We start from the raw sequence: 26,421 nt of genomic DNA, 5'->3' as shown, positions 1-26,421 counted from the left end.
TTCTTAGATTGCTGACATTACCATGAGTTAAATTTAGAGTAACTTAATTAGCTCTTCTAACTCTTCAGATAAAACTTTTGCAAGCTCAAAATCAGTAGCTTTTAAAGCTAATTCTATTCTTGTTTCAAGTGATTTTTTATTTTGTTCAATTTCTAAATAGTCTTTGCCAAAATGATTAGCATAAATCATTTTTTTAAATTTGCGCATATTCATTTTCCTAATAGTCTTATCTTCAATGATTAAAAGAGAATCCATACAGTTTACTATAGTATAGAAATCATGAGAAATCATTATAATCGAACCATTATAGTTTTTTATGGCTTTTTCTAAGGCTATTTGTGAATAGGTGTCTAAATGACTTGTTGGTTCATCAAGGAGCAACAGGTTTGCGTCACTAACAGAAAGTTTAGCCAATTGAAGCATATTTTTTTCGCCACCAGATAAAGTTCCTATCTTTCTATTAATCATTTCTTCTTCAAAAGCATAGTCTAAAATATGTGATTTAATATCTTCATAAGTTTTAAAACCAGCATCATAGAACTCTTGAAGGATAGTATTAGAAGTATTTAGTGTCTTATTTTGGATCTGAGATAAATAAGCTACTTTAGCTTCTTCATTTAGCTCAATAGAATCATGATTATTTTCAAATATTTCTTGAAGTAAAGTGGTTTTTCCTGTACCATTTGAACCGATAATTGCTACCTTTTCAGTACCTTTAACCTCAAAGTTAACATTTTCTAGAAGTACATCATCAAAGGAAACACTATAATTATTAACTTTTAAAGCAATGTCTTCTTTGATTTTTTTACCTGTAACTAAACCGATATCCACTTCTTTAATATCTACAAAAGGTGCTTTAATTCTACGTTTTTCTAATCTTTCTTGAATTTTAACTCTAGCATTTAGAGTTCTCCCTCTAAAAGCTTCAGCATTCTCAGTAGCAATAATTCTTAGTTTATTTATTAATTTCTCGTTTCTCTCAATTTCTTCAGTATCAGCAGCAGCTAGTTCTTGTAATTCAATTTTAGTTTGAAGTAATGAGAAGTTATAATCAATATAGCTTCCATCAAATTCTTGTAGCTCCATGTTTTCAAGGTGAATAATTTTGTTGAAACAATGATTCAGTAAGTATCTATTGTGAGTAATAATTAACATTGTTCCTTTGTGTGAATTAATTAAATCTTTAAGAGAATTAAGGTTTCCAAAGTCTAAAAACACATCAGGTTCATCCATAATAATTAAGTCTGGACTATTTAGCATTGCTTTTATTACTTGGATAAGCTTGAATTCTCCACCACTAAGTTCAGATATCATTGAATCTTTATAACTCATTAAATTTGCAAGATTTAAATTTTTATTAATAGTGTCTTCGAAAAAATCCCCATCAATTGCATTAAATGCATCTAGAGCTTGTTGATATTTTTCTAGTAGAGTATCAATATCCGAAGATGTTTCCATTTCAGTACAAATAGCTGTTATTTCATTTTGTAGTTTAATAAAATCTTCTCCTATATATTCAAAAACTGTAGTGTCTTTTATCTTGTCCAGTTGAGAGAATTGACTTACATACCCAATTCTAGAATTTGGGGACATCTCTAACGTACCATTGAACATATATTTTTCTGGATCCATAATTATATCTATCAGAGTACTTTTTCCACTGCCATTTGTTCCTATAAAAGCACAATGTTGACCATATTCTAATGTAAATGAAATATTTTTATATAGATCCTTCTCAGGAAACGAGTAGGATAAGTTATCAATTTTTAGCATAGTATACCTCTTTCTTTATAATTAAAAAAGAGCCTATAAAAATAGGCGCTTTTATATAGTCTTTAGTAATCGAAATTTTACATTTGATTTTTATGTAATAAATACATTTTACTAAGCTTAATATTGACAGCATAACACCTTTTTCGATTAAGTTCAATCATTTCTAGGGTTACAACTTCAATTGTTAATATATACATGTACAAAAATACTCAGATGTCATGATTTTTGAGCAAGTATGGATTAAATTTCCTTAGAGGAAACCTATAATAGAAGGAACAATAAATTGGAAAAATACTTTAACTTCAAATACATCCTTAGCTATTACGGTATACGTAAGGCTATTTACTTTATCTTTTGTTACAAGATATTCTCTTATAAAGAGAGTAAGGCTTATAAAAATTTTTCAATAACGAAGTTTACATATATAAACCTACCTTAGTATATGATAAAATGTAATGATTGCTATTTAGCAAAAAGGAGGATTCAAATGCAAAATTATAAGATGATGATAGCCTATGACGGTAGAAAATATATAGGGTATAATAAATCCAAGGATAACGCGGAAAAGAGTATCGAAGGTAAGTTAGAATTGATATTATCAAAGCTCTATGGAAGAGAGATAGAGGTTATTGGTGCGGTTAATACTGATGCTGGGGTACATGCTAAAGGTCAAATTGTTAATTTTATAGCACCAGATAATAGTTTAAGCGAAAAAGAAATTTTCGAGTATTTCGAAAAATATTTAACTGATGATATTATTATATTGTCGGTAGAAACTGTTGATGAAAGATTTCATAGTAGATATTTAATGAAAAGTGCAACTTACGAATATCGCTTATGGAAAAAAGATGCGCCTAATCGTCCTTTGTTTGAAAGACATTACGTTAACTTAATGAATCAAACAATAGATGTAGCTAAAAGTAAAGAGGCTGCAAAGAAACTTATAGGTGAACATGATTTCTTAGCTTTTACTACTAATAAGAAAACAAAGAAATCAATTAAAAAGATACTTTCTCTTGATGTAAAAGAAACTAAACATGAAATTATTATTACCATGACAGCAAATGGATTTTTATTAAATATGGAAAGAGTAATAGTAGGTACACTAATTCAAGTAGGGCTTGGTCAATTACCTATGAATACAATAGAGAAAGCTTTTCAGTCTAAGGATATGAATGATGTAGGTCATAAAGCTAGTGCAGATGCGCTTTGTTTATTAAGTGTTCAATATTAGTACATATATCTTTTAAAAGTCTCTGTTATGTATGTGCGGTAAAACATACCACAAATGATATAGATTTTTTGTAATGGGAGCTATCAGTATTAAGTTATAAATAGACTAGTTCCAATTAAAACATAAATTATCAATATATTTACAATTAATAATTAATGGATTTCAAAGGAAATGTTTCATCTACACCATACATATTAAACCCTCTACAGAAATGTTGAGGGTTTTTGCCTTTTTCTACTTGATACATATTATTTACTGTTATAGTTTATTGATATGCTCTATGTGCTATGTGTACAATAATAAATATTAAAAGTTTTAATTTTAAAATTAGTTCACTTTATTTTATAATAATCCATGACTTGTTGTGAAATTAGATTGAACTAATAAAAAATCTATAGTGGGTTTGGATAAATATACTTGCCCTCAACCATAAGCCTCTGGAACCCGCATGAATACTATATATTAATATGATTAAATAATTAAAACACTCTTCGGACTACGGATGTCCTATAGTTAATTGGTGTGATATGGTATAATTAAAACGAAATGGTAAAGTTTTACCGACTAATTCATGTGTTTTTAGGAGCTGATTGATAAGTTTTAATTAGGGGGAAAATATTGTGACTAATCAAGATATTTTGAATGTTGAGGATGTATTTAATATGTTAGATTCCAAGCTTGCTGACCAAGCAACACAATGGAACAGTTTTTACTCACAGAGATGGGCTAAGGCTCCATTTATAGTACATCCTGATTTACCTGATGAAAATCTAAAACGATATTTTTCAAGTGGAGTAATTGCTCCAAAAACCGTACTTGAACTTGGTTGTGGAGAAGGAAGGAATGCTGTATATATGGCTAAGTTAGGTAGTGAAATAACAGCAGTAGATTTATCTGAATCAGCAATTGCTAACGCTAGGATATTTGCTGAAAACAATAATTGTAGTATTAATTTTATCTGTAAATCTATTTTTGAATTAGATAGCAAAGAATATGACTTTATATATGATAGTGGTTGCTTTCATCACTTGCCGCCACACAGACGAATTTCATATGTAGAACTATTAAGAAACTCATTAAAGCAAGGTTCTTACTTTGGACTAACATGTTTTGCTTGGGGAGAAGAGTGTGCAGATGAAGTTACAGACTGGGAGTATTATGAAAAACACCGTGTAGGAGTTGCCTTTACCAAGGAAAAACTTGAGCAAATATTTTGTAAAGACTTTGAAGTTGTAGAGATAAAAAAATATGAAGAGGGAATAGAAGGTACTTTACAAGGTTTAGGTTTTATGTGGACAGCCTTATTTAAAAAGAAATAACTTTTGATATGGTGAACAATATTCTTGTTTAACGTCACATAAATAAAAGATGAATAATTAATTAAAACACTGCATTATTCATAATTGAATTTTGCAGTGTTTTTATGTCATATTTCAAGAACATTGTAAACTAACTTTTGAAGATACTCATTTTTTACATATTGCTATAAGTGGTATCTTTATTTCCTGTTCAGTCATCCCAGCATGATTTGAGATAAATTGCTTTGATTCCTGAGAATATACAATACCTTTGTCACTAACTGCTATTGCTAAATAATCTCCTATGAATTCTTCAAACTTAGGATGCATTTTCCCGAAACCAAATATATTCTTTTGGATAACCTCTTCTTTTGAGTACAACAAAAATTCGTCACCAAAATTATTTTTGAACTCAATAGGAAAATCATTCAAGTATTCCTCTTTTATATAGAAAGCTATTGATCTTGTTTCTATAGAAATTGGACGTTTTAACATAGTAATTAACTTAGGATAATCAGTCAAAACATAGTGCTTCAAATTACAATGGCCGTGATCTGCAGTAACTATAACTAATGTATCGGATAATCTTTTGCACATATCTGATACTTTCTCTTCCAGTTCTTTTATATTCTCAGTAACCAGACTGTTATAGCAACCAAACTCATGCATTAAGCTATCAGGATTTTCCCAATATCCATATATGTATTTTTTCTCGGAGGTAGCACATAACCTTTCTACTTCATCAGTCAATTCATCAAAGGTTTTTATTTTATTGCTTCCGAATTTAGATACACTATATGCGTTGGCCATCCCAGCAACTCTTATTTTTTCATAAATACTTTTATAAGGTATAAATTTACTGGCAACATGATAATCCGCCGCCTGAATTTCTGTATCCTTATCCGTATTGATAAATGCGTTTACAATTTTATTTATTTCACTAAAATACAAACTCCATCCTAACCACCCATGTTCAAAAGGGGTTAAACCACTTTCAATAGAGGTAGTTGCTGATGTAGTAGTTGGAGGAAACACAGATGAATATTCCTTAATCATATTCTTTCGGAAAAAATCATTTTCCGATAAATGATATTGTAATGCATCAACTCCTAATCCATCTAATAGCAAGACAACTACATTTTTGTATTGATCTTTCAAAAGCTCATCCACTTCTTTTAGTGTATTATGTTCACTTTCAGCACCAAAATATTTTAAGATAGAGCAAGCAAGATTTACGATACTATTATTATAATCAACAAACATATTTCTCCTCCTACTTTTATAAAATTTAGAACCAGAAGTGTAAAAGTTTATTCAGAAGCAAAACAATTAAAAGTAAAAAAACCAGTATTAAAATAGTGCAGCAAGCTATAAGAAGAATTCCACTTAAAATTTTTGAAATTTTAGGACTTTTAAAGCTTATGAGTTTTAATGTTATATATAAGACAGAAACCAATCCAACTAGAATTAATGGATACAAAAAAGAATATAAGAACGGCTGATGAAAGGCAAATTTGCCGATTAAACCTCTCAATAAACATATACCAATTATTGAATATAAGAGGTTTTTTCCACCTTTTTCACCAAAATAGCGTTGTAAAACATCTTTTCTATAACTTGAAACAAGATCTTCTATTTTGTTTATTTTTCCCTCTTTATTAGTTTCATCAATATTTTCGTTATTTTCCTTTGTTGTCATTCTGACTTTTCTCCTTATACACAACCGTATTCAGTCAATATATCATAAAATAATCTAATTAGATTTATTTTTTTCTTGTGAATTCATAGCATTTTTTAAATAGTAGGATTATTATACCATATTTCTATCCACTAATTTTCACAGTTTTATTTTTGGCTAGTAAAATTATCGTGTCTAATACATCTAGGACAAAACATAGTTGTAGTATAATGTGCAGTACCAGTTTTCCTGTGCTAATCATTTTTTCTTTATATAAAATTAGTGAAAAACCTAATCCATAACTTGATGTAAATATCACCGTAAGGTATGCAAAAAAAACAGGAATCAAAAATAAAAATGGTATAGGTGTGAATAAAATCAATCCTCTAGATGCAGCAAAAAATAGTAAAAACAATAAACCATATATAATAAAATTAATAACAAAGTAAGGAATTACTCCAAATTTAAGTGCTTTCATATTCTTTCGCATTGAGTTATAGTCACTGTTTTTAAAAAGAATAAAAGAATTTACAGTGTTTATTCCTGCAAAAACTATGTTTAAAATTTCTGAAGAAATAAGTGCAAATACTAATATCCACTTCAGCCAGTTGCCAGTATTACCATGTATTAATCCTCTTAATAGAAGAATTAATGATAAAACTACCATAAAAAGGTTGAAGTATAGCCCTATAAGTGTGTTCTTAACATTTTTCATGTATCTACTCCTACATATTAATTTTTACTTCCTAATTATTATATAGATGAACAAATTCATAATTAAATTTGTATTTTCAGATTCTCCTCTCAGAACCTAGAGGAGTTTTGAAAATAGATTTCAGATAGAAGTGGCTCATCTTCAAATAAACTATTTCATATTGGAACCGGTTTATCTATAAATAAGAGGTGTTACACAATAACGTACAAAGTGCAGTAAATGTAGTCATATTAGTAATTTCTACTTTACCACCTTGATTAGCGAAGCATTAGTCCATCTCTTCTCCACTGAAATATTATTAAAACCTATATCACAAAGGAGAGTGAGCTCAGTATCTAAGGCAAGAGGAACATCAATATGAATAGTTCCAAAAGGAGCTTGTTGATTTCTATATAAATCTTCTGCATTTTTTAGTAGCTTAATTTCTGTATCTTTGTCTTTACAAACAGTATCACCATTTATGAAATACGCACCTATTTTCAAACAATCATATATTTTTTTATAGAGTTTAGTTTTTTGCTCTATGTTAAAATGATGCAGGGAATAAGTTGAAAGCACAAGATCAAAGCTGTTTTCAGCAAAAGGAACATCAAAATATGAACCACAAATTGTATTTAAGGTCACCTTTGGATGCAAGTCCTTTTTCAGCAGCTGTTCTAGCATGCCGAGAGAAATATCTATGGCAGTAACTGTTGCGGAATATTTAATTCTTTCTATTTCTAATCCTGTACCACAGCCGAGGACTAAAATGTTTTTAGGTTGTCCGCATATGTTGAACTGGTTCTCAATTTCATCATAGAACTCACCCATACCAAGATCTTCATAAAAGTTTCTGTCATAATCTGAAGCACATTTATTAAAATGTGCATCCATATTTTCCACTTTAAGCACTATCATTTACCCCCTCATATTTTAAATTTCTAAATAGAATAGTTTTCTATTTATTTAATTATATATTAGATAATTGAATAAATACAAATATTTTACAAGATAGAGTAGATAAATTTATTTCCAAATATAAAAGTCTTTAAGTATGGCTTTACAGAAGGAACTAAATACTTTAGGCTAGAAAACTTATACAAATATTAGAAAAGCCTTTCTGCATCATTAGCAGAAAGGCTTTAAAAATGAAGCTATATTAAACTTAAATGCAATAAATATATTTAGAGCCTCAATTTCACCATGAATAATAAAAATAATAGGGCAGGTAATCCTATGGCAGAGAGTATTGTGACTACTGTATGTACTTTTTTCTCGTCTCGTAATATAAGTAATAAAAACTTATAACCTAAAATACCAATATATCCACCCAAACAATTTAGAATTATATCATCAATGTCTGATGCTCCGATGCCTAAAATCCCTTGAATGATTTCAACAAGTAAGCTCATGATGAAAATAAATAATATATTGTTTATTACTCTTTTATCTTTCTTGAGTAATGGCAAATATACACCGAGGGGAATAAAAATAACGATATTTCCAACTACATTGCTAAAAGCAAATCTTTTTAAATTCTCAGTGCTACCAGATATATATTCCTTTATACTATGAAAAGGAATGAGATTGATTGACCTCGATGAAGTGCTTTGGCTATTAAACGGATCTGAAAGCGAAACTCTTGATAGAATCAATAATTTAACTAAAAAAAGTACATAACAAATGAAAACACCATATAAAAAGACTGTTTTAAATTTTTCACGTTTATTCATAATACCTCCATTTTTCATTCCATCCCGGCTTATTCACCGAAATTCAGTTTATAAATAATCTAATTAGATTTATTTTGGATTTACAGTTTTATGTGATTTTTTCAAATAGCGTGATTATTATACCATATCTTTGATATCGATCACTTACACTTTTATAAATATAGATGGGTTAAACCTTTTCTTTTAAAGAGTTATAAGAAGAATGCTACCAACGTAGTTTTGAGAAATTATAGTCATAAAGTAGGGATACAAATTTCTTAATTACTAAAAATACATTAATAATATGAAAAAGGGTGGTTATGATGAAAAGATTATCACTAATGATATCAAAAGGTTTGTGAGGCTTATTTTTATAACTTGAATGTATCTTAAAGAATAATATTCTTAATATGAAGTGCTTCATCTATATATTTTTTCTACGATAATTATAATAGAAAGACCTAATTAAATATCCAAGGAAGGAGTTTTATGTATGGCTGATGAAAAGAAAGTAGAAGGTATTATTTCAGTATCTAAAGTCCGTGTCATACAGAAAGATTATAAGTTTAGGAATATTCTTCTTAAAAAGAAAAAACAGTGGCGTAACAAGGATGGTAAAGCTGCTGAGAATAAAAACGAGGAAGATTATATGGCTCATAAGAGTTATGTAGAAGAAGTTAAGACAGCCTTAATGTATGGTGATGTTGGTCATGGTTTGTTATTAGATAAAAAGGTCTAATAAGATGAATCTAATGTCAGGATAATTTGAAAAATACTAGGTAGCTAAGCTGGTTTCTGTTTTGAATGGAAACCAGTTTTTTTGCTTAGTTGTATTTAAGAATATTGTTGAGATGATTTTTAAGTTATTAAAGGACTATCTTGATACTTAATCTACATTATGATAATTTATTAAAGGCGGTATAACTCAATTTTTAATTTAGATTATGTTTACGAATATTATTAGAGTTAATTGGTTATACAGGAGAATCTATATGAGTGAGCTATTAGAATTAAATTATTTTATAGAAAGTAGGTTTATACTAATGAAACTTGGCTACGTTACTTCTATACTTTCAGCCATTTTATTCGGACTTGCAGGGGTTCTTATTAAGCTTATATTCTCTTTTAATATAGAATCTATCGATCTTATAATATTACAATATACATTTGTTGTGATTTTACTATTTATCCCATTATCAATATTTAATATTAAAACATTAAAAGTAGGGAAGACAGATTTTTTAAGGCTAATGGTACTTGGTGTATTAGGTGACTGCTTTATGACGGTGTTTTATTATAAGTCGTTTTACTATCTTCCAGTAGGGATAGCTACGGTGCTTTTGTATACATCACCAATTTTTATTTATTTATATTCAGTGTTTTTTGAAAAGAATAAGTTTACGATTAAGAGCTTTATTTTACTTATTGCCATATTTATTGGCTGTACAATGGTTATTGGAATTTTACCTTTTTCATATTCAACCACAGGTATAGTTTACGGTATTTTAGCAGCTGCATGTTTTGGATTTATGAATGTGTATTCATCTAAAAAGCTTAAGGATATTAATTCAATAAGTCTAACATTTTATTCTATGCTATTTTCTTTGATCTTTCTTTGTATATATAGATTGCCTACTAAGGGCTTAGAATTAAATCTGCCGATAAAGGCTTATATTTATATAATGATATTATCTTTGTTATGTGCTTTTTTACCTCTAATGCTATTTTATTATTCTATAAAACGTATTGGATCTTTTAATACCTCTGTCATTGGTAACTTAGAAGTGCCTACGGCTATCGTATCTGGGTTTCTTATATTCAATGAGGAAATAAGAGTGATTCAATTAATAGGTACTTTGATAATTTTACTTGGTGTGTACAATATAGAAAAACACAGTGCCATTGAATAGATGTATATCATATCCTTATAGTAAGGTCTATTGTTGAAATGGAGATTAAATATAATAAGTGTTTAATAAAGATAATATATAAGCAGTAATATTTTCTACCTTAACTCAGTTCTTATATATTGACATTGGTTTCCTTTTGTGGTAATTTTAATACAACTAAAAACCTAAAGGCTATGATGAGAAATAGTAGATATAAGCTGTAGTCACAGAGAGAAGAGGTAGGTGGAAATCTTCACGAAAGCTATATTGAAGCAGTCTCTGAGCTGTGAATCGAAAAGAGAGATCTTAGTAGGCTTCTTCGGATTTTCTGCCGTTAAAAGGAAACTAGTATCAGGTTGCATTTTGAGCACCTCGTACTTGCAGAGTGCAGAGTTAATCTCTGAATTTAGGTGGTAACACGGATTGTATAGTTCGCCCTAGGCTGAAAGTTTATTCAGCTTAGGGCTTTTTTATTTTCATAAGTAAAGGAGAGTTAAAATGAAGGCAAATGAATTAAGAAAAATGTATGTAGAGTTTTTTGAGAAGAGAGGTCATAAAGCAATAGGTTCAGCATCTCTGCTTCCTGATAATGATCCAAGCGTACTATTTACTACAGCAGGGATGCATCCCCTTGTTCCTTATCTTTTAGGAGAAAAACACCCACAGGGAAAGAGGTTAGTTGATGTTCAAAAATGTGTTCGAACGGGTGATATTGATGAGGTAGGGGATGATACCCATTTAACCTTTTTTGAGATGCTTGGTAATTGGTCTCTAGGAGATTATTTTAAGGAAGAGTCTATTACAATGAGCTATGTATTTCTTACAGAGTATTTAAATATACCTGTAGAAAGACTTGCAGTCACTGTATTTGAAGGTGATTCTCTAGTACCGAGAGATACAGAGGCAGCAGAGATATGGATTAGAAATGGGCTTAAGAAAGAACAGATTTATTTTTATGGTAGAGATGAGAACTGGTGGGGACCTGCAGGAAAAACTGGGCCATGTGGTCCTGATACAGAAATCTTCTATGATATGGGTGAAGAAAAGTGTGGAGAAGATTGTGGACCTGCATGCAGCTGTGGAAAATATGTGGAGATTTGGAATAATGTTTTCATGGAATACAATAAGAATGAAGACGGAACTTATTCTGAGCTTCTACAGAAAAATGTAGATACTGGAATGGGGTTAGAGCGTGTACTAACGATTTTAAATGGCTATAACAATGTATATGAAACAGAACTATTTCAACCTATTATAGAAAAGATAGAAAGTCTTACAGGTATAAAATATACAGAAGATAACAAAGAGACCTTTCGTATAATCAGTGATCATATGAGAGCAGCAACCTTTATCTTGGGAGACCCAAAGGGAGTGACACCATCAAATTCTGAACAAGGATATATATTAAGAAGACTTATAAGGCGTACCATCAGGTTAATTAAAAAACTTGGAATTGATAGCAATATTATTTGCAGTATTGCTGAAGTAATTATTGAAAATTATGGCCATATATATTCTGAATTAGTTAAAAATAAAAAGTTTATTTTAGAGCAACTTGAAAAGGAATATCTATTATTCTCAAAAACTCTAGATAGCGGTTTAAAGATGGCTGAGAGATATTTTTCTAAATTAGAGGAGGGCAATAGCTTAAGTGGAGATTTAGCTTTCAAATTATATGATACCTTTGGATTTCCAATTGAATTTACTGTTGAAATTGCCTCTGAACGAAAGATAAATGTAGATATATCTGCTTTTCAAGAAAAGTTTAGGGAGCATCAAGAAAAGTCTAGAAAAGGTGCTGCTGAAAAGTTCAAAGGAGGACTTGCAGACAATAGCGAGAGAACAACTAAGCTTCATACAGCTACTCATTTATTAAATGCTGCACTTCGAAAAGTGCTAGGGGACAGTGTATATCAAAGGGGAAGTAATATCAATTCAGAGAGGCTGAGATTTGATTTTTCCTTTGAAAGAAAGCTGACGAAGGAAGAGTTAGAACAGGTAGAAAAAATAGTAAATGAGGCTATATCAAAAGGAATAGATGTTGTATGTACTGAACAAACCTTAGAAGAAGCAAGAGCAGACGGTGCTATTGGAGTTTTTGAAAGCAAGTATGGGGAGATTGTAAAGGTATATACCATTCCTGGATACTCCAAAGAAATATGTGGGGGGCCTCATGCTTCAAATACATCTGAGCTAAAGAGTTTCAAAATATTTAAGGAAGAAAGCTCATCATCTGGAGTAAGAAGAATTAAGGCTACTATAGGATAATGAAAGACTGCGTAGTTTAAAAAAGTGAAATAAGTTTGTGGCTATAAAAAATAAAACAACCTCTATCTAAATTTTATAATTTTTCATAGAGGTTGTTTTTACTTTGCTCGAACTATTCTATTATCCCATGTAAGTTCATAACTTCTTTAAGACCATTTGTTGCTGTAATTATAGTCAAAGATAAATGTTTAATCTATAAGATTGTTCTATAAAAATATAACAATAGTATTTTTGTAGATTAAGTTCAACTAAGTTTCTTTTTTCTATATTGCATTGGTGTAAACCCAAAATTTTTATGGAATATTTCCGTAAAATAACTGGAGCCGTTAAAGCCACATTGGAGTGCTATTTCAGTAACTGAAAGTGAAGGAATATTTAAAAGCTCGATGCTTTTTTCTAGTCTATATTCTGTTAGATAAGAGATTGGAGTCTTATGTAAAATTAATTGAAAGATATCACAGCAACTACTACGGCATACATTTCCAGCAGTGGCGATCTCATTTAGAGATATTTTTCTCTGATAATTCTTCTGTATAAAACCTATCATGTTATGCATAGCTTCCAGTTTTTTATTATCAGTATTTTCATTAGTGGACATATTGTTTTTCATATCTTGGTGAAGTCTATAACATAATGAATGTAGGAGGCTCATTAGCTGCAACTCAAAACCATCTTGTTCCTCATCACATAATTTATATATTTGTTCTAGCATGTCTATCAAGTTTCTTTGCCAAGATATTTCTTGAGTCAATATGAAAAATGGATGTGAAGCATCTGTACATATTGGAAGTACATAAGCGTCCCTAATTCTTTCAATAGTAGAAATCAGGTATGGGTGTATCAGTATGCAGATAAAATCACAGTCAGAACCATCTGCAGAAAAGCCATAATGCATCTGCTCGGAATTTACGAAAATACATTGATCCTCTTGAATTTTATAGACTTTTCCGTTTACGTAATAAGACATTTTTCCCTTTAAAACTAGAGTGAATTCCCAATCCTTATGCCAATGATTTGCAGCAGTCATATTTGGGTAGTCTGAAAGTAAGGCTTGCTTTGCACGAATAGGAAAGTCAGTGAAATTATATGAAACAATTTCTGAATTATCACTTAATAATTGTATTTCCAACATAGGTTTTCCTCCAAAAGTTATAAATTTTCAGGACATTTTTGAAAATTTAGCATGTCCATTCAAACCTAAGCTATATATACTTAGTAGTTATATATCGATTTTAACTCATTATCTTAGTATAAATCTATATACGATTGTTATAAAAAATAAAACTATTTTTATATAATTATGAAGGGTTACAGAATATTATTATATTATAAGTTAAATAAGAAAGAGATTGGAGAATTTTGCTTGGGAGGTAGATTATTATTAAAAATGATAATGTAAATATAAGAAAATATCGTTATGATGATAAACCCTATCTAAGGACAATATGTAAGGAAACTGCATGGGATGATTACAAGATAAATGACAACAAACTTGAGGGTGTATGTGTTATGTTCAATGATTATTTCACAGAACAGGAGCCAGAACATATATGGGTGGCAACTGACAAAGAGGATAAGCCTATAGGATATGTAATCTGTAATACAGATTATATTCGATATAAACAATTGATGAATCAAATATATTATCCAAGACTAAAGCAGTTATCACCAGAAGATATTGAGTTTTTTGAAAGCTTTTTATTAGCCTTAGATAAAGTAGTATATAATCATCCAGTACATTTTCATATTGATATACTGCCTGGCCATCAGAGGCAGGGGATTGGGCACAAGCTATTAGACGCATTAGGAAAACAACTTATAAGTGAAGAATTTGAAACAATGATGCTTTATGCAAGTTCTAGAAATTCTGTAGGGTATCATTTTTATTTAAAATATGGATTTAAGGAAATTCATGATTATCAAAATGACGCAGTAGCATTGGCGTATTATTTGTAAAATAAGAATAGGAAAAAGGAGATAGCAAAGATGAGTTATATAGATTTGCATATGCACTCTTGTTACAGTGATGATGGGGAGTTTAAGCCCCAGAGGTTAGTAGATTTTTGCTTAGATAAAAACATAAAATATTTTTCAATTGCAGACCATAACTCTGTAAGAGCAATAGTGGAAGCAAAAGAGTATTGCATTGGCAAAGATATTGAAATTATTCCTGCAATAGAACTGGATTGTTCTATTGATAAGGTGAATTTACATGTTTTGGGGTATGGTATAGATTATAATGAAAAAATATTCCATGAGATTGAAGAAAATATTATTACACAAGAACAAACTGCATCAAAAGAGCGAATGCGATTAGTAAGAGAACTGGGCATAGATTTTTCAGATGAAGTGATTACTTCATTATCTAGAAATGGCGTAGTTAATGGTGAAATGATTGCTGAAGCTGCTATGATGTTTGATGAGGCTCATGAAAATCCACTACTTAAGCCTTATTATGAAAACGGATCTAGGAGTGATAATCCTTATGTGAATTTTTACTGGGATTATTGTGCTCAAGGTAAACCTGCTTACGTTGAAGTAAAGTTCATAAGTTTGCAGGAAGCAGTTAAAATCATTAAGGAAAGTGGAGGCATACCAGTTTTAGCTCACCCAGGGAATAATGTTAAGGAAAAAGTAGATCTATTAGAAGACATCATTGCCTGTGGGATTAAGGGCATAGAAGTTTATAGCAGCTATCATAATAAAGAACAAGTAGCATTTTATAAAGAATTTGCATTGAAACATAAATTGCTTTTAACCTGTGGAAGTGATTTTCATGGGAAAACTAAACCTAGTATATCTTTAGGTGGAACGGAATGTGAGCACAATGAAGAGAGAATAATAGCAGAATTAAAGGTTGGTATAAATTAAGTTTGATCACAGGAACTTTGTATCTAATACGCATAAATCAGAAATGAAAAATTAAGAAATAAAGATGAAACGCTTCAATCTGAAATCTATTTTCCAAACTCATCTGGGTTCTGAGAGGAGAATTTAAAAATATAAATTTAATTAAGAAGTGGTTCTTCTATAAATACAAAGGGAAATTGTATAATAACAGTAGAATTAAGGGAAGAGATACTGTATGAATATGATGTAGACCACAATAGTAAATTACATGTTAATAAAAATAAGGGTACACTGGTAGAAAAGGAGAATTTAGAAATGAATCAAAAAGAAAGAATGTTAGCAGGGTTGCCATATAAAGCTTGGTTAGATGGACTTTCAGAAGAAAGAATGGAAAATAAGTTAAAGGTACATGAGTACAATTTATTGAGTCCAGATGAGAAAGATAAAATAGAGCGATTAATTAAGAATATACTAGGAAAAACTGGGGACAACATTGTTGTAGAGCAGCCATTTCACTGTGATTATGGTAAAAATATTGAAGTTGGCAATAATTTTTTCGCCAATTATAATTTAACAATATTAGATGTTGGTAAAGTGGTTATTGGTAAGAACGCACAATTTGCACCAAATGTTTCACTATATACAGCTGGTCATCCATTACATCCTGATTCACGAAATTCAGGTTATGAATATGGTATTGGCATAACAATAGGAGATAATGTTTGGCTTGGGGGAAATGTTGTTGTAAACCCTGGAGTTCATATCGGAAATAATGTTGTAATTGGCTCTGGAAGTGTGGTAACGAAGGATATACCTGATAATGTTATTGCCGTAGGAAATCCATGTAAGGTAATTCGTGAGATTACAGAAGAAGATCGTAAATATTATTATAAAAATTATGAGTTTGATGTTGAGGATTATAACGAGTAAGTTCAACTAATTATAAAAAGTTTAAAAATTAAGAGTTAAAAGATAAGGTGTTCTCAATGAGCATCTTATTTTTATTTAGATAAGGCTTATAAATAATTTCGTATATATAAATGGATAATAGTGAAGTTGACATAATAGTAAAATATTGTTATTGTAGTTGAAGAGAAATATTTTGTAAAATTTTAACAATAACCATTTGAATATGGATAATTTGAATTCTGTGTCATATGAGTATATTAAGTGAGGGGAAAAATTAAAATGAATAAAAGTATTATAAAAACCAGAGTTATTAGTTCTATTCTAATTTGCATGATGATTTTTACTGTTTATGGCTGCAGTGCAAAAACTTCAAAAAATAGCACTTCTTCTAATAGTAGTACAAGCCAGGATAATAAGGCATCAGAAACGAAAGTGGATAATGCAACAGATACTAAAGCTGATAATACAACAGATACTAAAGTGAATAGTACAACAGACGCTAAAGTAAATGCGCCAACAGCACCTAAAGCAAATACTACAACTGGAACTAGTGATGTAGAAGATTTAATTAAAGTTCCAGATAAGATAGTGTATTATAATAAAGGAAAACAAACAGTTATAGATAAAAAGAACAAGAAGTTTGATAAGATTGTAAAGCTAATAAAAGCAAGAGTTACAAGTGCAAATGATATTTATAAAACTTCTATAAGCAGTAGAGATATAGAAAAGCAGGAAAAAAGCAATAATGTTGTAGAATTCATATATACCAGTAAGATAACTATGAACTGGAAGTATGGAAAAGACAACAAGTCTGATTGTAAATTAGTATACAACGCTATAGTATTTCCGTTAGACGGTCAATATAGCAAGATGGCTATTTTTACTCCTACTTCAGCTGGTCCAATAGGACCTCTGAAGGATGCAAAAGAATTATTAAATTATATTAAAAATTAGAATAGTTCTTTAAAAGGGGAAATTTAAATATATTATCCTTATATGGATCTGTGAAGACAGGTAATCAAAAAGCCGCTAAAGTGATATTCTTTAGCGGCTTTATCACTAGCTATCTTAGGTTAGATGTCTTAAGACTACGTTATATTGTAATGACAGTTCTTCTATACTTTTTTCATATACATTGATATACTGACATAAAAAGATGTATATTTATGGATGGAAAGGAGCTTGAAAAGCATGATATATTTATTTGTTTTTTTAATTTTATTATGTATAGCTATAGCATTGTTTGTAAACTTAAATCCGGTTTTCGGCGGAAGACCGAATAAAGAACTTTACAAGCATTTTAATAATTACGTCAATGGAAAATTCATTAATGAGAGTGAAACAGAAATGAGTATGGGAGTGACTGACATCTTTTCTATGCTTAGAGATTCTATAAAAAATAACAATGAGAGAAATCCAGCTTCTGAAATTCCCGTGTCTGTTATTGATTGGGAAAAGATCAATAGTGAAAAAGATAGCCTAACTTGGTTTGGACATTCGGCTTTTTTACTTAGCATAGATAATAAAAAGTTGCTTTTAGATCCTATGCTAGGGCAAATTGCTTCTCCAGTTTCTTTTGCGGGGAGCAAGAGATATAGATATAGTGAAAAAATGTCTAGTATCCTTGATGAAATGCCCTTTATTGATGCTGTTTTTATTACTCATGATCATTACGATCATTTAGATTATCAGTCTATAATTAAATTAAAAAATAAGGTGGGACACTTTTTTGTACCTTTAGGGGTAAGCGCTCATTTGGTAAGATGGGGTGTTCAGAAAGAAAAAATTACAGAACTTAATTGGTGGCAGGAAGCAACACTCCAAGATATACAAGTGACATTTCTTCCTTCTAAACACTTTTCTGGTAGAGGGATTTTTAATAGAGACACAACCTTGTGGGGAGGCTGGGCTATCTTCGGAAAACATATAAGTTTTTATACTAGCGGAGATGGTGGATATGGTGAGCATTTTAAGAAAATAGGAGAAAAATATGGTCCTTTTGATATTACATTAATAGAAGGAGCTCAATATGATAGGCGTTGGTCATCCGTGCATATGATACCAGAAGAAGCTGTTCAAGCTCATGTAAATGTAAAAGGGAAGAATATGATGTTAATGCATTGGGGAGCTTTTACTTTAGCATTTCATGGTTGGAAAGAACCAGTAGAGCGAGCAGTAGAAGAGGCAAAGAAATCTGGTGTAAATTTAATAGTACCTAAAATTGGTGAAACTGTAATAATAGAATCAGATTTAAATAATCAATTTTCTTCATGGTGGGATTAATAAGTAGGTTTTCCTCATATGCATTGGCAAAGGCAGATACGTTAAAAAAGCTCGCTGAAGAAGATTGCTTCAACGAGCTTTTTTAGGATTGCAATTTTTTTCCCGTATAATGAAAATAAAACTTAACGGTTACTATATTTGGCAGGATGATAAAAAGTCATATTCATTAGTTATCTAAACTTCTCTTTTTTCTTTGCTTATCCTTGTACATATTTTTATCAGCAATAGTAATAAAATCTCTTATAACCCCTATGGAAGTATCTGAAAAAGAATAGCCTATTGAAACTTTTACTTGAATATCTGTACTGTACTTATTTTGTTGTTCTATTGATTCATATAACTGGATATATAACTCTTTAACTTTATTAATAGAGGTGTTTTTTATAATTATTATAAATTCATCTCCGCCTGCTCTAGCGATAACAGAGTTTTCTGTAAAAATATTCTTTAAAATATTGAAAGTGCTTTCTATTAATTTATCTCCAAAAGCATGACCGTAACTATCATTGGTTATTTTTAAATTATCGAGGTCACAGAATATAATTCCGATAGAAGTATCAGTCTCTGTATTCAAGAGATGTATCTCTTTCTCAAGATAATGCTTATTGTAAGCGCCAGTTAACCCGTCATAATAACTTAATCTTTCTAGTTTTTCTTCTAATTGCTTTTGATGGGTAACATTTCTACTAAAGCCTTCTATCGCTATAAGTGTGCCATTATCATCATATATAGGGATACAATAGTCATCTAGCCAGACGTAATGCCCATCTCTATGTTTATATCTAGTAGCTAACGGTTTAGTAAAATCCATATTATTGGTTAATTTTTTTGTAAGGATATGATAATCATCAGGATGAACAATCTCAAAAGGAATATTGGAATTTATTAAATGTTCTTCAGCAGTATATCCTAGTATTTCTTTTATTGAAGGGCTAATGTATGTAAATTTAAAATTTGGAATTAAGTCTGCTCTATAAATGATATCTTTGGAACGCTCAAACATCTTGTTGAGAGTCTTTTCACTTTCATCAAACTTTAGGTATTGTGATATATCAATCAATGAAAATCTAAAGCCGATTATTTCATTATTTTCATTAAGTAATGGAGATCCCGCTAAATCTATTGGAATCAAGGTGCCGGTTTTTGTTTTGGCAGATATCTTTATATTAGTAAATGGCTTATGGCTTTGAGGTGTTTTTGAAAGTATATCACTGATGTTTTTACCAAGTAGTTCTTGCTCTGTATAACCTAATAGATTAAAGCAGTTCGGACTAACAAAGGTTGTTATATAGTTATTGTCAGTTTCAATATAAACTTCTCTTAGAAAATTTGCTGCAATATTGTAATGTGAAGAATTCATTTAATTTCTCCTTTGTAAAGTTATAAAAGTTTATCCATTTAATAATCTCATATTTTTTTTATAAAAGAAAGTACATACATCAGCTATTTTATTAATTCCTAGTTATTAAGGCGAGTATTTAGCAAGAGTGTTGCAATTTCTTTCCTGTGTTATTAGAATAATACTTAACAGTTACTTTTGTTAAGCATGTATTATCAGAACGGGAAACAAATCAGTTTAAGAAGAGGTGTAAGAAATGTTAAAAGACAAAATAGTTTTTATAAGTGGAGCTAGCAGTGGTATAGGTGAAGCTGCAGCAGTAAGATTTGCAAAAGAAGGGGCGGTTCTTGTTCTTTGTGCAAGGAATATAGAGAAGCTTGATAATTTGAAAAATAGCTTAGTGAAAGAATATCAAGTTGAGGTTCACACATATAAGTTAGATGTTCGTGATAAGAAAGCTATTGATAATGTTTTTGAAAGTATGCCTGAAAATTTAAGAAATATAGATATATTAGTTAATAACGCAGGTCTTGCTCAAGGGCTTGAAAAGGTTCATGAAGAAAGTGTTGATGATTTTGATGTTATGATAGACACTAATATCAAAGGTCTTCTATATCTTACAAGAAAGATAGTTCCAATCATGATTAAGAATGGAAGAGGTCATGTAATTAATATAGGATCTACTGCTGGAATAGTTGCATATCCAGGAGGTACTGTTTATTGTGCTACAAAGGCTGCAGTAAAGTTTATCAGTGACGGCTTGAGAATGGATGTAGTTGACACACCTATAAAAGTAACAAACATACAACCTGGTATGGTAGAGACAAACTTTAGTGTAATTAGATTTCATGGAGATCAAGAAAAAGCAGATGCTGTTTACAAAGGAATTGAGCCATTAACAGCTGAAGACATAGCAGATGTAATACTTTATACTGCTTCTGTGCCTGCACATGTACAAATATGTGAAGTGACAGTAACACCAACTCATCAAGCTACTGCTGGAGTGGTTCATAAAGAAAAGTAAGAAAATAGAGCTGATTAGTTTTTTAGCAAATAAAAACTGATTAGCTCTATTTTTATAACAAAAAAATATGGATGTAAACATATTTCGTGCAAAGACAAATCAATATTATGTAGTATGAGAATACATTCTCCTCCTTTAGAGATAATATTATTGTTGCGATACAACTTTCATATTGGAGGACTATATTATGGAAAAGAAAAAACAAGGATTGTCTGTAGGGCATCTTACGATGATGGCACTAGGAACTGTTATAGGAGGCTCATTTTTTCTTGGTTCAGCAGTAGCTATAAATGCAGCAGGACCTTCTATTATAATATCTTACATATTAGCAGGAATATTAGTTTATTTTATACTCTATGCTTTATCTGAAATAACTGTAGCAAGTCCGCATTCTGGCTCTTTTCATACCTTCGCAGGGCAAGTTTTAAGTCCTGGAGTTGGATTCGTTGTTGGATGGATGTATTGGACTGGAATGATTTTGTCGATGTCTAGTGAGGCTACTGCTGTTTCAATTTTATTAAGTGAGTGGTTTCCTAATATATCTGTTTTGTTCTTGGGGAGTTTTATAATAATAGCAGTTACTCTTATTAACCTATTAGGTGCACATAGATTGAGCAAGGTGGCAAGCAGTCTTTCAGCGATAAAATTGTTAGCTATAGTTGCATTTATTATGATGTCTGTATTACTAATATTAGGTGGAATTACGAAGATATCAGCGGTGGGAGTGGGAGAATTAAGAAGAGAGGCTTTTGCTCCAGGTGGAATAAAGGGTATCGCAGGCAGTATGTTAATAGTTATGTTTGCTTATGCTGGTTTTGAAATAATCGGATTAGCTGCCTCAGAAACCGCTGATCCTGGAAAAACAATTCCTAAGGCAATTAGAAATACAGTGTTTGGGCTAGTTGGACTATATGTGTTATATACACTTGCACTGCTCCCGCTGATTCCAACATCTGAGCTAAGTGAAAAAATCAGTCCTATGGTGGCTTCTCTTAATAGATTTGGAATGGGCTGGGCTGGTTCTGTTATGAATTTAGTGCTTATTACAGCTATATTGTCAGCATCCCTAGCAGCTATGTTTGGAATTGGTAGAATGATGAGATCTCTCGTAGATGAAGGGCAAGCACCAAAGTGGCTAAAGGATAAAACAGATGTACCATACCGTGCAATATTATTCTCAGGTTTTTCAATGTTATTAGCATTGTGGCTGGGGCTTTTGTTTCCAAGAATGTACTTGTTTTTGATAAGTTCAAGCAGCTTTGCACTTCTAGTTACTTATGTAGTAATTCTAGGTATCCAAATAAAATTACGTGGAATCCACGGTTGTCCGCCAGAAGGAAAGTGTCAGATGCCTGGATATCCTTATACCTCTTGGATTACCTTAGTTAGTATGATAATTATCATACTAAGTATGCCTTTTATTTCAGGCCAGGGATCAGGTCTTGTTGCCGGAATTGTAATGCTTGTAGTATATTCCGCTGCATATTTTGTAATGAAGTTTATTAGAAGTTCTAGAGTAGGAAAGACAGCAGATAATAACATGAATGTTAAAGCATATCGTAGAAAGCTTGGAGTAGAATTATCTGAAGAGTTGACAGAAGAGAATAATTGTAAGGATGAAAATAGCACTGATTAGTAATTTTAAATCTATAAAAATAGAGCAAGGAGTCTACTAAAATAAATGAGAACTCCTTAGCTCTATATAAAAAATACTGGTTTTGTGTACTAGCTTTATTAATTATTTAAGGTTATCAACAGCAGCTCTTTCGATAGGAAGTCCATTGGTATAACGCTTCATGAATTCGTCAAAGCCTTTTACATCCTTAGCATCTGGATACATCTTTGTAACCACTTCTCCTGCAAACACTTTCTGTGATAAATAATCATCTAGGGTCTCGTTTTCGGCTTTATTAAGCATATAGGCTGCAAGTACTGCAATTCCCCATGCTCCACCTTCTCCGGCAGTCTCCATAACAGATACAGGAGCATTTATAGCAGCAGCCATAATCTTTTGTCCAACTCCCTTAGTCTTAAATAATCCACCATGGCCAAGCATCTCATCAACCTTAACTCCTTCTTCTTTAAGAAGAATATCTAGGCCGGTCTTTAGTGCTCCTAAAGAAGTAAATAGATGTACACGGATGAAGTTAGCTAAGTTAAATTTACTTTCTGGAGTACGTACAAATAATGGACGCCCTTCCTCAAAACTAGTTATATGTTCACCTGAAAAATAGTTATATGCCAGTAGACCACCACAATCTGCATCTCCTTCAAGGGCTTTATTATATAAGGTTGCAAACAGTTTATCCATGTTGACTTCCATACCCATTGCCTCAGAATATTCTTTAAATAATCCAACCCAGGCATTAAGATCTGATGTGCAGTTGTTGCAGTGAACCATAGCTACTAGATTACCAGTAGGAGTTGTAACTAAATCTATCTCCTCATATGCTTTTGATAAATCTTTCTCCAGTACAATCATTGCAAAAACAGAAGTTCCTGCTGAAACATTACCTGTACGCTGTGCGATGCTGTTAGTAGCAACCATACCTGTCCCTGCATCGCCTTCTGGAGGGCAAAGTGGAATACCTGGTTTTAAGTTGCCAGTAACGTCTAATAGTTTTGCTCCTTCTTCAGTAAGAACACCAGCATTTTCACCTGCTAATAAAACTTTTGGGAAGATATCTTTAAACTTCCATGAGAAGTTTTTATGAGCAATTAATTCATCAAATTGTTCAACCATTTTTTCGTTGTAGTTTTTAGTTTCTATATCAATAGGGAACATTCCTGAAGCTTCTCCGATACCTATAACCTTTTCACCTGTAAGTTTCCAATGTACATATCCTTCTAAGGTTGTTTGGAAATCTATATCAGCCACATGTTCTTCACCGTTTAAGATAGATTGATAAAGATGAGCGATACTCCATCTTTGAGGGATATGGTAGTTGAAAACTTTAGTCAAATCTTCAGACGCCTTTTCAGTAATAGTGTTACGCCATGTACGGAAGGGTACTAAAAGCTCACCTTCTTTGTTGAAAACCATGTAACCATGCATCATGGCGCTAAAACCAATTGCGCCAATAGTTTGAAGGGGTACACCATATTGCTCTTTTACGTTGTTGGCCATCTTTTGATAACTGTCCTGTAGACCTGTCCAAACTTCATCTAAGCTGTAGGTCCAGATGTTGTTTATATAACTATTTTCCCAGTCATGGCTACCAGAGGCTATAGGTGTGTTATTTTCTCCAAGTAGGACTGCTTTAATTCTAGTAGAACCAAGTTCAATGCCAAGTACTGTTTTGCCGTTGATAATGGAATTTTTAATATCATTCATTGTATTACTCAATTTTTATTCCTCCATTAAAATATTGTAATATTAATATTTAAATAATCTTTATTAGAAACTTTTTGAAAGCTGAATTTAATATTTGATGCGTTAAATCGTATACATAATGTACGTACAATTATAGGCGAAATTATTAAATTAGATGCTGTTAAAGCATCATGTTTAAATTAAGTGGTTCTTCATCCAATGCTCTTTAGATGAACAACTCTATGATTAAACTTATATCTTTAGGATTGCAGGTGTTTATTATTAATAAGACTTCGCAAATAATTAATATAATGTTTGATAGCGATAAAGCAGATGAAACATTATCTAATACTCTAATAGTTACTTAAAGTAGGAAACACCTTTTATATTGTTGTAACAAAATAACATTCATACAAAATAAGTCTTTTGTACGTACAATTCATAGTGTTATTGTACTATTAAAAAAACATTTAATCAATATGGTTTTAGGTAAAACTTTAAAAAATTGCCTCAAACCATATTGAATTTTTCAATTAGACTTTGAGAAATTATTATGAATTTTTATGTATAAATTATTATCATCGGTATCTTTATCGCTTGATATGCTTTGAACATAATTTTTAAAGAAACCTTCCGAGGAATTAGTCAAAAGTTTAAATCCTTCAGAGTTTATGACATCCTTAGAGTTCAAATTTTCAGTTCCTGCAAAATATCTTAGGTTTAAGGTCTTCATAGTTTCAGACATTAATTTTATCTCAGCATCTGAGTAGTTATCTGTTACAGTAAAGTGTTTAGAAATCATATTATAAGCAAAGTTTCCAAAATAATCTTCTGAATACTTGGTAAAGTTGTTAAGCTTTTCATCTACTATCCCGTTATTTTTTGCCCAGCCTTCTACATCTACTTTAGTAGTATTATAAGTGTAACTGTTATCTTGAGCAGAATACTTAAGTATTCCGTATTGATGGGGATAAGTGGCCAACGAATTTGTAGCAATATCGTACAGTTCAGGCTTATCCTTATTGTCGGAAGCTATGTCTTGGATATGAATATGTCCACTCAGAACTAGATTTAAATTATTATCCTTAAAATTCTTAAGAACTGTCTCGTTGTTATCTATAGTAAATCCTTTACGTACAATCTCACTATGATCTAGAATGTTGTGGTGCATTACAGTTATTATATTGGCTCCCTTTTCTTTAGCTAAGTCACTGCATTTTTTTATCCAGTTTAATGTTTTAGAGGATAGTTCACCGCCTAACTGTGGAGCTCCTAGAGAAACATTACTCTTATATTTATTGGTATCAAGCATTAAGAGCCAGACATCTTCACTTGGAGTGGCGAGGTAACTTAGGGAATCTTCATCTTTTGATATTGCTTCATCATAACCGAAATCAGAATATATTTGGCTGAAATCTTTAGCGGTTATATAGTCTGTAACATACTGGTTATCTCCTTTGAAACCTCTAGCATAAGGATTTAAAATATCATGGTTTCCGGGGATAACATATACTGAAGTGCCGCTTTCCTCGATAGTCTTAAGTTTTTTTGCTAAATCTAGGTGGCTTTGCTTTTCTCCGTTGGAGGTAAGATCGCCGCTAATTATAAGTATATCTGGTTTTTTAACTTTGATATTTGAAGTAAATGCCTCAGTTATTGGATCTATTTCTTCAAGCTCTTTACCATCTCCTGAAGCAACAAATTTTTGGAAGGCTACTCCATTGTCTGTGAGGCTCTTAGATAAATAATGCAAATCAGTAGTTATATAAAAATTTATATCCTTGCTAGATTTTATTCTATAATCTTTTTTTAGATTTATAGATGAACTACTGCAGCCGGCTAAAACGAAAACAACAGTGGTTAAAATAATTAATTTATACACTTTTGAAATATTCATATAGTCGCCATCCTCTAATATGTTATTTTTTATTACTTTCTACGTTACTATGGATGTACCACGTCGTGATAAAATTTATATTTTCAAATTTTCCTCTCAGAACCCAGAGGAGTTTTGAAAATACTTTTCGGATCGAAGTAGTACATCTTTATGAGAGCGTCAAGTATAGAGATTTAAGATACTTGTCTATTAATATATCGTGGATTTATTATATAGTTGCTGCAAGTAAAAATCAATTGGATTTCAAATATATTTAAGTT

At 31.1% G+C, this 26,421-nt stretch carries 23 protein-coding genes and 1 other annotated feature; of the genes, 13 read left to right on the top strand and 10 right to left on the bottom strand.

The features are described from left to right. Positions 1 to 33 precede the first annotated feature (33 nt). The gene (locus bsdtw1_RS15195; RefSeq protein WP_183278407.1) at positions 34 to 1,773 is read right to left on the bottom strand and encodes an ABC-F family ATP-binding cassette domain-containing protein; all 1,740 of its coding nucleotides are present in this window, start codon (positions 1,771 to 1,773) and stop codon (positions 34 to 36) included. Between the two features lie 487 nt (positions 1,774 to 2,260). Between bsdtw1_RS15195 and truA the strand changes: the two genes are divergently transcribed. Together truA and bsdtw1_RS15185 are read left to right on the top strand one after the other, a co-directional pair. After that, positions 2,261 to 3,007, top strand: coding sequence for a tRNA pseudouridine(38-40) synthase TruA (truA, locus tag bsdtw1_RS15190; RefSeq protein ID WP_183278406.1), 747 nt, complete (start codon positions 2,261 to 2,263; stop codon positions 3,005 to 3,007). Positions 3,008 to 3,627: 620 nt separating this feature from the next. After that, the gene (locus tag bsdtw1_RS15185; protein ID WP_183278405.1) at positions 3,628 to 4,326 is read left to right on the top strand and encodes a class I SAM-dependent methyltransferase; all 699 of its coding nucleotides are present in this window, start codon (positions 3,628 to 3,630) and stop codon (positions 4,324 to 4,326) included. Positions 4,327 to 4,473: 147 nt separating this feature from the next. Here bsdtw1_RS15185 and bsdtw1_RS15180 read toward each other — a convergent pair whose 3' ends face one another. The 5 genes from bsdtw1_RS15180 to bsdtw1_RS15160 all read right to left on the bottom strand — a co-directional run bounded on the left by bsdtw1_RS15180 (position 4,474) and on the right by bsdtw1_RS15160 (position 8,410). Further along, on the bottom strand, positions 4,474 to 5,568 hold the full coding sequence (locus tag bsdtw1_RS15180) for an alkaline phosphatase family protein (protein ID WP_183278404.1): 1,095 nt from the start codon (positions 5,566 to 5,568) through the stop codon (positions 4,474 to 4,476). Between the two features lie 25 nt (positions 5,569 to 5,593). Continuing rightward, positions 5,594 to 6,004 (bottom strand): hypothetical protein, encoded by a 411-nt coding sequence (locus bsdtw1_RS15175; RefSeq protein WP_183278403.1) that lies wholly within the window; start codon positions 6,002 to 6,004, stop codon positions 5,594 to 5,596. 124 nt (positions 6,005 to 6,128) lie between these two features. Next, positions 6,129 to 6,698, bottom strand: coding sequence for a DUF6652 family protein (locus bsdtw1_RS15170; RefSeq protein WP_183278402.1), 570 nt, complete (start codon positions 6,696 to 6,698; stop codon positions 6,129 to 6,131). Positions 6,699 to 6,938: 240 nt separating this feature from the next. After that, entirely contained in the window at positions 6,939 to 7,595 is a 657-nt protein-coding gene (locus bsdtw1_RS15165) for a class I SAM-dependent methyltransferase (RefSeq protein ID WP_244638175.1), read from the bottom strand. Between the two features lie 266 nt (positions 7,596 to 7,861). Next, positions 7,862 to 8,410 (bottom strand): VanZ family protein, encoded by a 549-nt coding sequence (locus bsdtw1_RS15160; protein ID WP_183278401.1) that lies wholly within the window; start codon positions 8,408 to 8,410, stop codon positions 7,862 to 7,864. 472 nt (positions 8,411 to 8,882) lie between these two features. Here bsdtw1_RS15160 and bsdtw1_RS15155 point away from each other — a divergent pair, with 472 nt between their 5' ends. The 3 genes from bsdtw1_RS15155 (at position 8,883) to bsdtw1_RS15145 (ending at position 12,546) form a co-directional block, all read left to right on the top strand. Beyond that, positions 8,883 to 9,128, top strand: a complete 246-nt coding sequence (locus bsdtw1_RS15155; protein ID WP_183278400.1) for a hypothetical protein — start codon at positions 8,883 to 8,885, stop codon at positions 9,126 to 9,128. 253 nt (positions 9,129 to 9,381) lie between these two features. Further along, positions 9,382 to 10,299, top strand: a complete 918-nt coding sequence (locus tag bsdtw1_RS15150) for a DMT family transporter (RefSeq protein ID WP_183278399.1) — start codon at positions 9,382 to 9,384, stop codon at positions 10,297 to 10,299. A gap of 164 nt (positions 10,300 to 10,463) precedes the next feature. Continuing rightward, positions 10,464 to 10,721 (top strand) — a binding site (T-box leader). Positions 10,722 to 10,776: 55 nt separating this feature from the next. Continuing rightward, positions 10,777 to 12,546 carry an alanine--tRNA ligase gene (locus bsdtw1_RS15145; RefSeq protein ID WP_183278398.1) on the top strand — a complete coding sequence of 590 codons (1,770 nt, stop codon included), beginning with the start codon at positions 10,777 to 10,779 and terminating at the stop codon, positions 12,544 to 12,546. A 244-nt stretch (positions 12,547 to 12,790) separates the two neighbouring features. On the opposite strand, the gene bsdtw1_RS15140 is transcribed toward bsdtw1_RS15145, so the two are convergent. Continuing rightward, positions 12,791 to 13,678 carry a helix-turn-helix domain-containing protein gene (locus bsdtw1_RS15140; RefSeq protein ID WP_183278397.1) on the bottom strand — a complete coding sequence of 296 codons (888 nt, stop codon included), beginning with the start codon at positions 13,676 to 13,678 and terminating at the stop codon, positions 12,791 to 12,793. 377 nt (positions 13,679 to 14,055) lie between these two features. Between bsdtw1_RS15140 and bsdtw1_RS15135 the strand changes: the two genes are divergently transcribed. From bsdtw1_RS15135 to bsdtw1_RS15115, 5 genes are all read left to right on the top strand, one after another. Next, positions 14,056 to 14,502, top strand: a complete 447-nt coding sequence (locus bsdtw1_RS15135) for a GNAT family N-acetyltransferase (RefSeq protein ID WP_183278396.1) — start codon at positions 14,056 to 14,058, stop codon at positions 14,500 to 14,502. Between the two features lie 30 nt (positions 14,503 to 14,532). After that, positions 14,533 to 15,417, top strand: coding sequence for a PHP domain-containing protein (locus tag bsdtw1_RS15130; protein ID WP_183278395.1), 885 nt, complete (start codon positions 14,533 to 14,535; stop codon positions 15,415 to 15,417). Between the two features lie 294 nt (positions 15,418 to 15,711). Further along, on the top strand, positions 15,712 to 16,326 hold the full coding sequence (locus tag bsdtw1_RS15125) for a sugar O-acetyltransferase (RefSeq protein WP_183278394.1): 615 nt from the start codon (positions 15,712 to 15,714) through the stop codon (positions 16,324 to 16,326). A 258-nt stretch (positions 16,327 to 16,584) separates the two neighbouring features. Next, positions 16,585 to 17,259, top strand: coding sequence for a hypothetical protein (locus bsdtw1_RS15120; protein ID WP_183278393.1), 675 nt, complete (start codon positions 16,585 to 16,587; stop codon positions 17,257 to 17,259). Between the two features lie 237 nt (positions 17,260 to 17,496). After that, entirely contained in the window at positions 17,497 to 18,588 is a 1,092-nt protein-coding gene (locus bsdtw1_RS15115) for an MBL fold metallo-hydrolase (RefSeq protein ID WP_183278392.1), read from the top strand. 166 nt (positions 18,589 to 18,754) lie between these two features. On the opposite strand, the gene bsdtw1_RS15110 is transcribed toward bsdtw1_RS15115, so the two are convergent. Then, on the bottom strand, positions 18,755 to 19,948 hold the full coding sequence (locus tag bsdtw1_RS15110; RefSeq protein WP_183278391.1) for a sensor domain-containing diguanylate cyclase: 1,194 nt from the start codon (positions 19,946 to 19,948) through the stop codon (positions 18,755 to 18,757). A 235-nt stretch (positions 19,949 to 20,183) separates the two neighbouring features. On the opposite strand from bsdtw1_RS15110, the gene bsdtw1_RS15105 reads away from it, so the two are divergent. Both bsdtw1_RS15105 and bsdtw1_RS15100 read left to right on the top strand, forming a co-directional pair. Beyond that, positions 20,184 to 20,951: an SDR family NAD(P)-dependent oxidoreductase gene (locus bsdtw1_RS15105; RefSeq protein WP_183278389.1), complete on the top strand. Its 768-nt coding sequence runs from the start codon at positions 20,184 to 20,186 to the stop codon at positions 20,949 to 20,951. Between the two features lie 187 nt (positions 20,952 to 21,138). Then, positions 21,139 to 22,587, top strand: coding sequence for an amino acid permease (locus bsdtw1_RS15100; protein ID WP_183278387.1), 1,449 nt, complete (start codon positions 21,139 to 21,141; stop codon positions 22,585 to 22,587). A 102-nt stretch (positions 22,588 to 22,689) separates the two neighbouring features. Here bsdtw1_RS15100 and bsdtw1_RS15095 read toward each other — a convergent pair whose 3' ends face one another. Beyond that, positions 22,690 to 24,285: a xylulokinase gene (locus tag bsdtw1_RS15095; protein WP_183279825.1), complete on the bottom strand. Its 1,596-nt coding sequence runs from the start codon at positions 24,283 to 24,285 to the stop codon at positions 22,690 to 22,692. A 221-nt stretch (positions 24,286 to 24,506) separates the two neighbouring features. Here bsdtw1_RS15095 and bsdtw1_RS23630 point away from each other — a divergent pair, with 221 nt between their 5' ends. Beyond that, complete coding sequence (locus tag bsdtw1_RS23630) at positions 24,507 to 24,632, top strand: hypothetical protein (RefSeq protein ID WP_280514149.1); 126 nt, start codon at positions 24,507 to 24,509, stop codon at positions 24,630 to 24,632. A 161-nt stretch (positions 24,633 to 24,793) separates the two neighbouring features. Here bsdtw1_RS23630 and bsdtw1_RS15090 read toward each other — a convergent pair whose 3' ends face one another. Further along, the gene (locus bsdtw1_RS15090; RefSeq protein ID WP_183278385.1) at positions 24,794 to 26,161 is read right to left on the bottom strand and encodes a metallophosphoesterase; all 1,368 of its coding nucleotides are present in this window, start codon (positions 26,159 to 26,161) and stop codon (positions 24,794 to 24,796) included. Between the last annotated feature and the right edge of the window lie 260 nt (positions 26,162 to 26,421).

It is taken from the genome of Clostridium fungisolvens (assembly GCF_014193895.1).
Taxonomy (GTDB): Bacteria; Bacillota; Clostridia; order Clostridiales; family Clostridiaceae; genus Clostridium_AR; species Clostridium_AR fungisolvens.
The sequence above is the reverse complement of the archived record's forward strand: the minus strand, read 5'-3'. Positions and strand labels throughout refer to the sequence as shown.

Coding starts and splice junctions, on each gene's coding strand:
- bsdtw1_RS15145 (WP_183278398.1), top strand. CDS start 10,777: ATGAAGGCAAATGAATTAAGAAAAATGTATGTAGAGTTTTTTGAGAAG.
- bsdtw1_RS15140 (WP_183278397.1), bottom strand. CDS start 13,678: ATGTTGGAAATACAATTATTAAGTGATAATTCAGAAATTGTTTCATAT.
- bsdtw1_RS15135 (WP_183278396.1), top strand. CDS start 14,056: ATGTTCAATGATTATTTCACAGAACAGGAGCCAGAACATATATGGGTG.
- bsdtw1_RS15095 (WP_183279825.1), bottom strand. CDS start 24,285: ATGAATGATATTAAAAATTCCATTATCAACGGCAAAACAGTACTTGGC.
- bsdtw1_RS15155 (WP_183278400.1), top strand. CDS start 8,883: ATGGCTGATGAAAAGAAAGTAGAAGGTATTATTTCAGTATCTAAAGTC.
- bsdtw1_RS15120 (WP_183278393.1), top strand. CDS start 16,585: ATGAATAAAAGTATTATAAAAACCAGAGTTATTAGTTCTATTCTAATT.
- bsdtw1_RS15150 (WP_183278399.1), top strand. CDS start 9,382: ATGAGTGAGCTATTAGAATTAAATTATTTTATAGAAAGTAGGTTTATA.
- bsdtw1_RS15170 (WP_183278402.1), bottom strand. CDS start 6,698: ATGAAAAATGTTAAGAACACACTTATAGGGCTATACTTCAACCTTTTT.
- bsdtw1_RS15110 (WP_183278391.1), bottom strand. CDS start 19,948: ATGAATTCTTCACATTACAATATTGCAGCAAATTTTCTAAGAGAAGTT.
- bsdtw1_RS15105 (WP_183278389.1), top strand. CDS start 20,184: ATGTTAAAAGACAAAATAGTTTTTATAAGTGGAGCTAGCAGTGGTATA.
- bsdtw1_RS23630 (WP_280514149.1), top strand. CDS start 24,507: ATGATTAAACTTATATCTTTAGGATTGCAGGTGTTTATTATTAATAAG.
- bsdtw1_RS15125 (WP_183278394.1), top strand. CDS start 15,712: ATGAATCAAAAAGAAAGAATGTTAGCAGGGTTGCCATATAAAGCTTGG.
- bsdtw1_RS15115 (WP_183278392.1), top strand. CDS start 17,497: ATGATATATTTATTTGTTTTTTTAATTTTATTATGTATAGCTATAGCA.
- bsdtw1_RS15160 (WP_183278401.1), bottom strand. CDS start 8,410: ATGAATAAACGTGAAAAATTTAAAACAGTCTTTTTATATGGTGTTTTC.
- bsdtw1_RS15165 (WP_244638175.1), bottom strand. CDS start 7,595: ATGATAGTGCTTAAAGTGGAAAATATGGATGCACATTTTAATAAATGT.
- truA (WP_183278406.1), top strand. CDS start 2,261: ATGCAAAATTATAAGATGATGATAGCCTATGACGGTAGAAAATATATA.
- bsdtw1_RS15100 (WP_183278387.1), top strand. CDS start 21,139: ATGGAAAAGAAAAAACAAGGATTGTCTGTAGGGCATCTTACGATGATG.
- bsdtw1_RS15180 (WP_183278404.1), bottom strand. CDS start 5,568: ATGTTTGTTGATTATAATAATAGTATCGTAAATCTTGCTTGCTCTATC.
- bsdtw1_RS15130 (WP_183278395.1), top strand. CDS start 14,533: ATGAGTTATATAGATTTGCATATGCACTCTTGTTACAGTGATGATGGG.
- bsdtw1_RS15175 (WP_183278403.1), bottom strand. CDS start 6,004: ATGACAACAAAGGAAAATAACGAAAATATTGATGAAACTAATAAAGAG.
- bsdtw1_RS15195 (WP_183278407.1), bottom strand. CDS start 1,773: ATGCTAAAAATTGATAACTTATCCTACTCGTTTCCTGAGAAGGATCTA.
- bsdtw1_RS15090 (WP_183278385.1), bottom strand. CDS start 26,161: ATGAATATTTCAAAAGTGTATAAATTAATTATTTTAACCACTGTTGTT.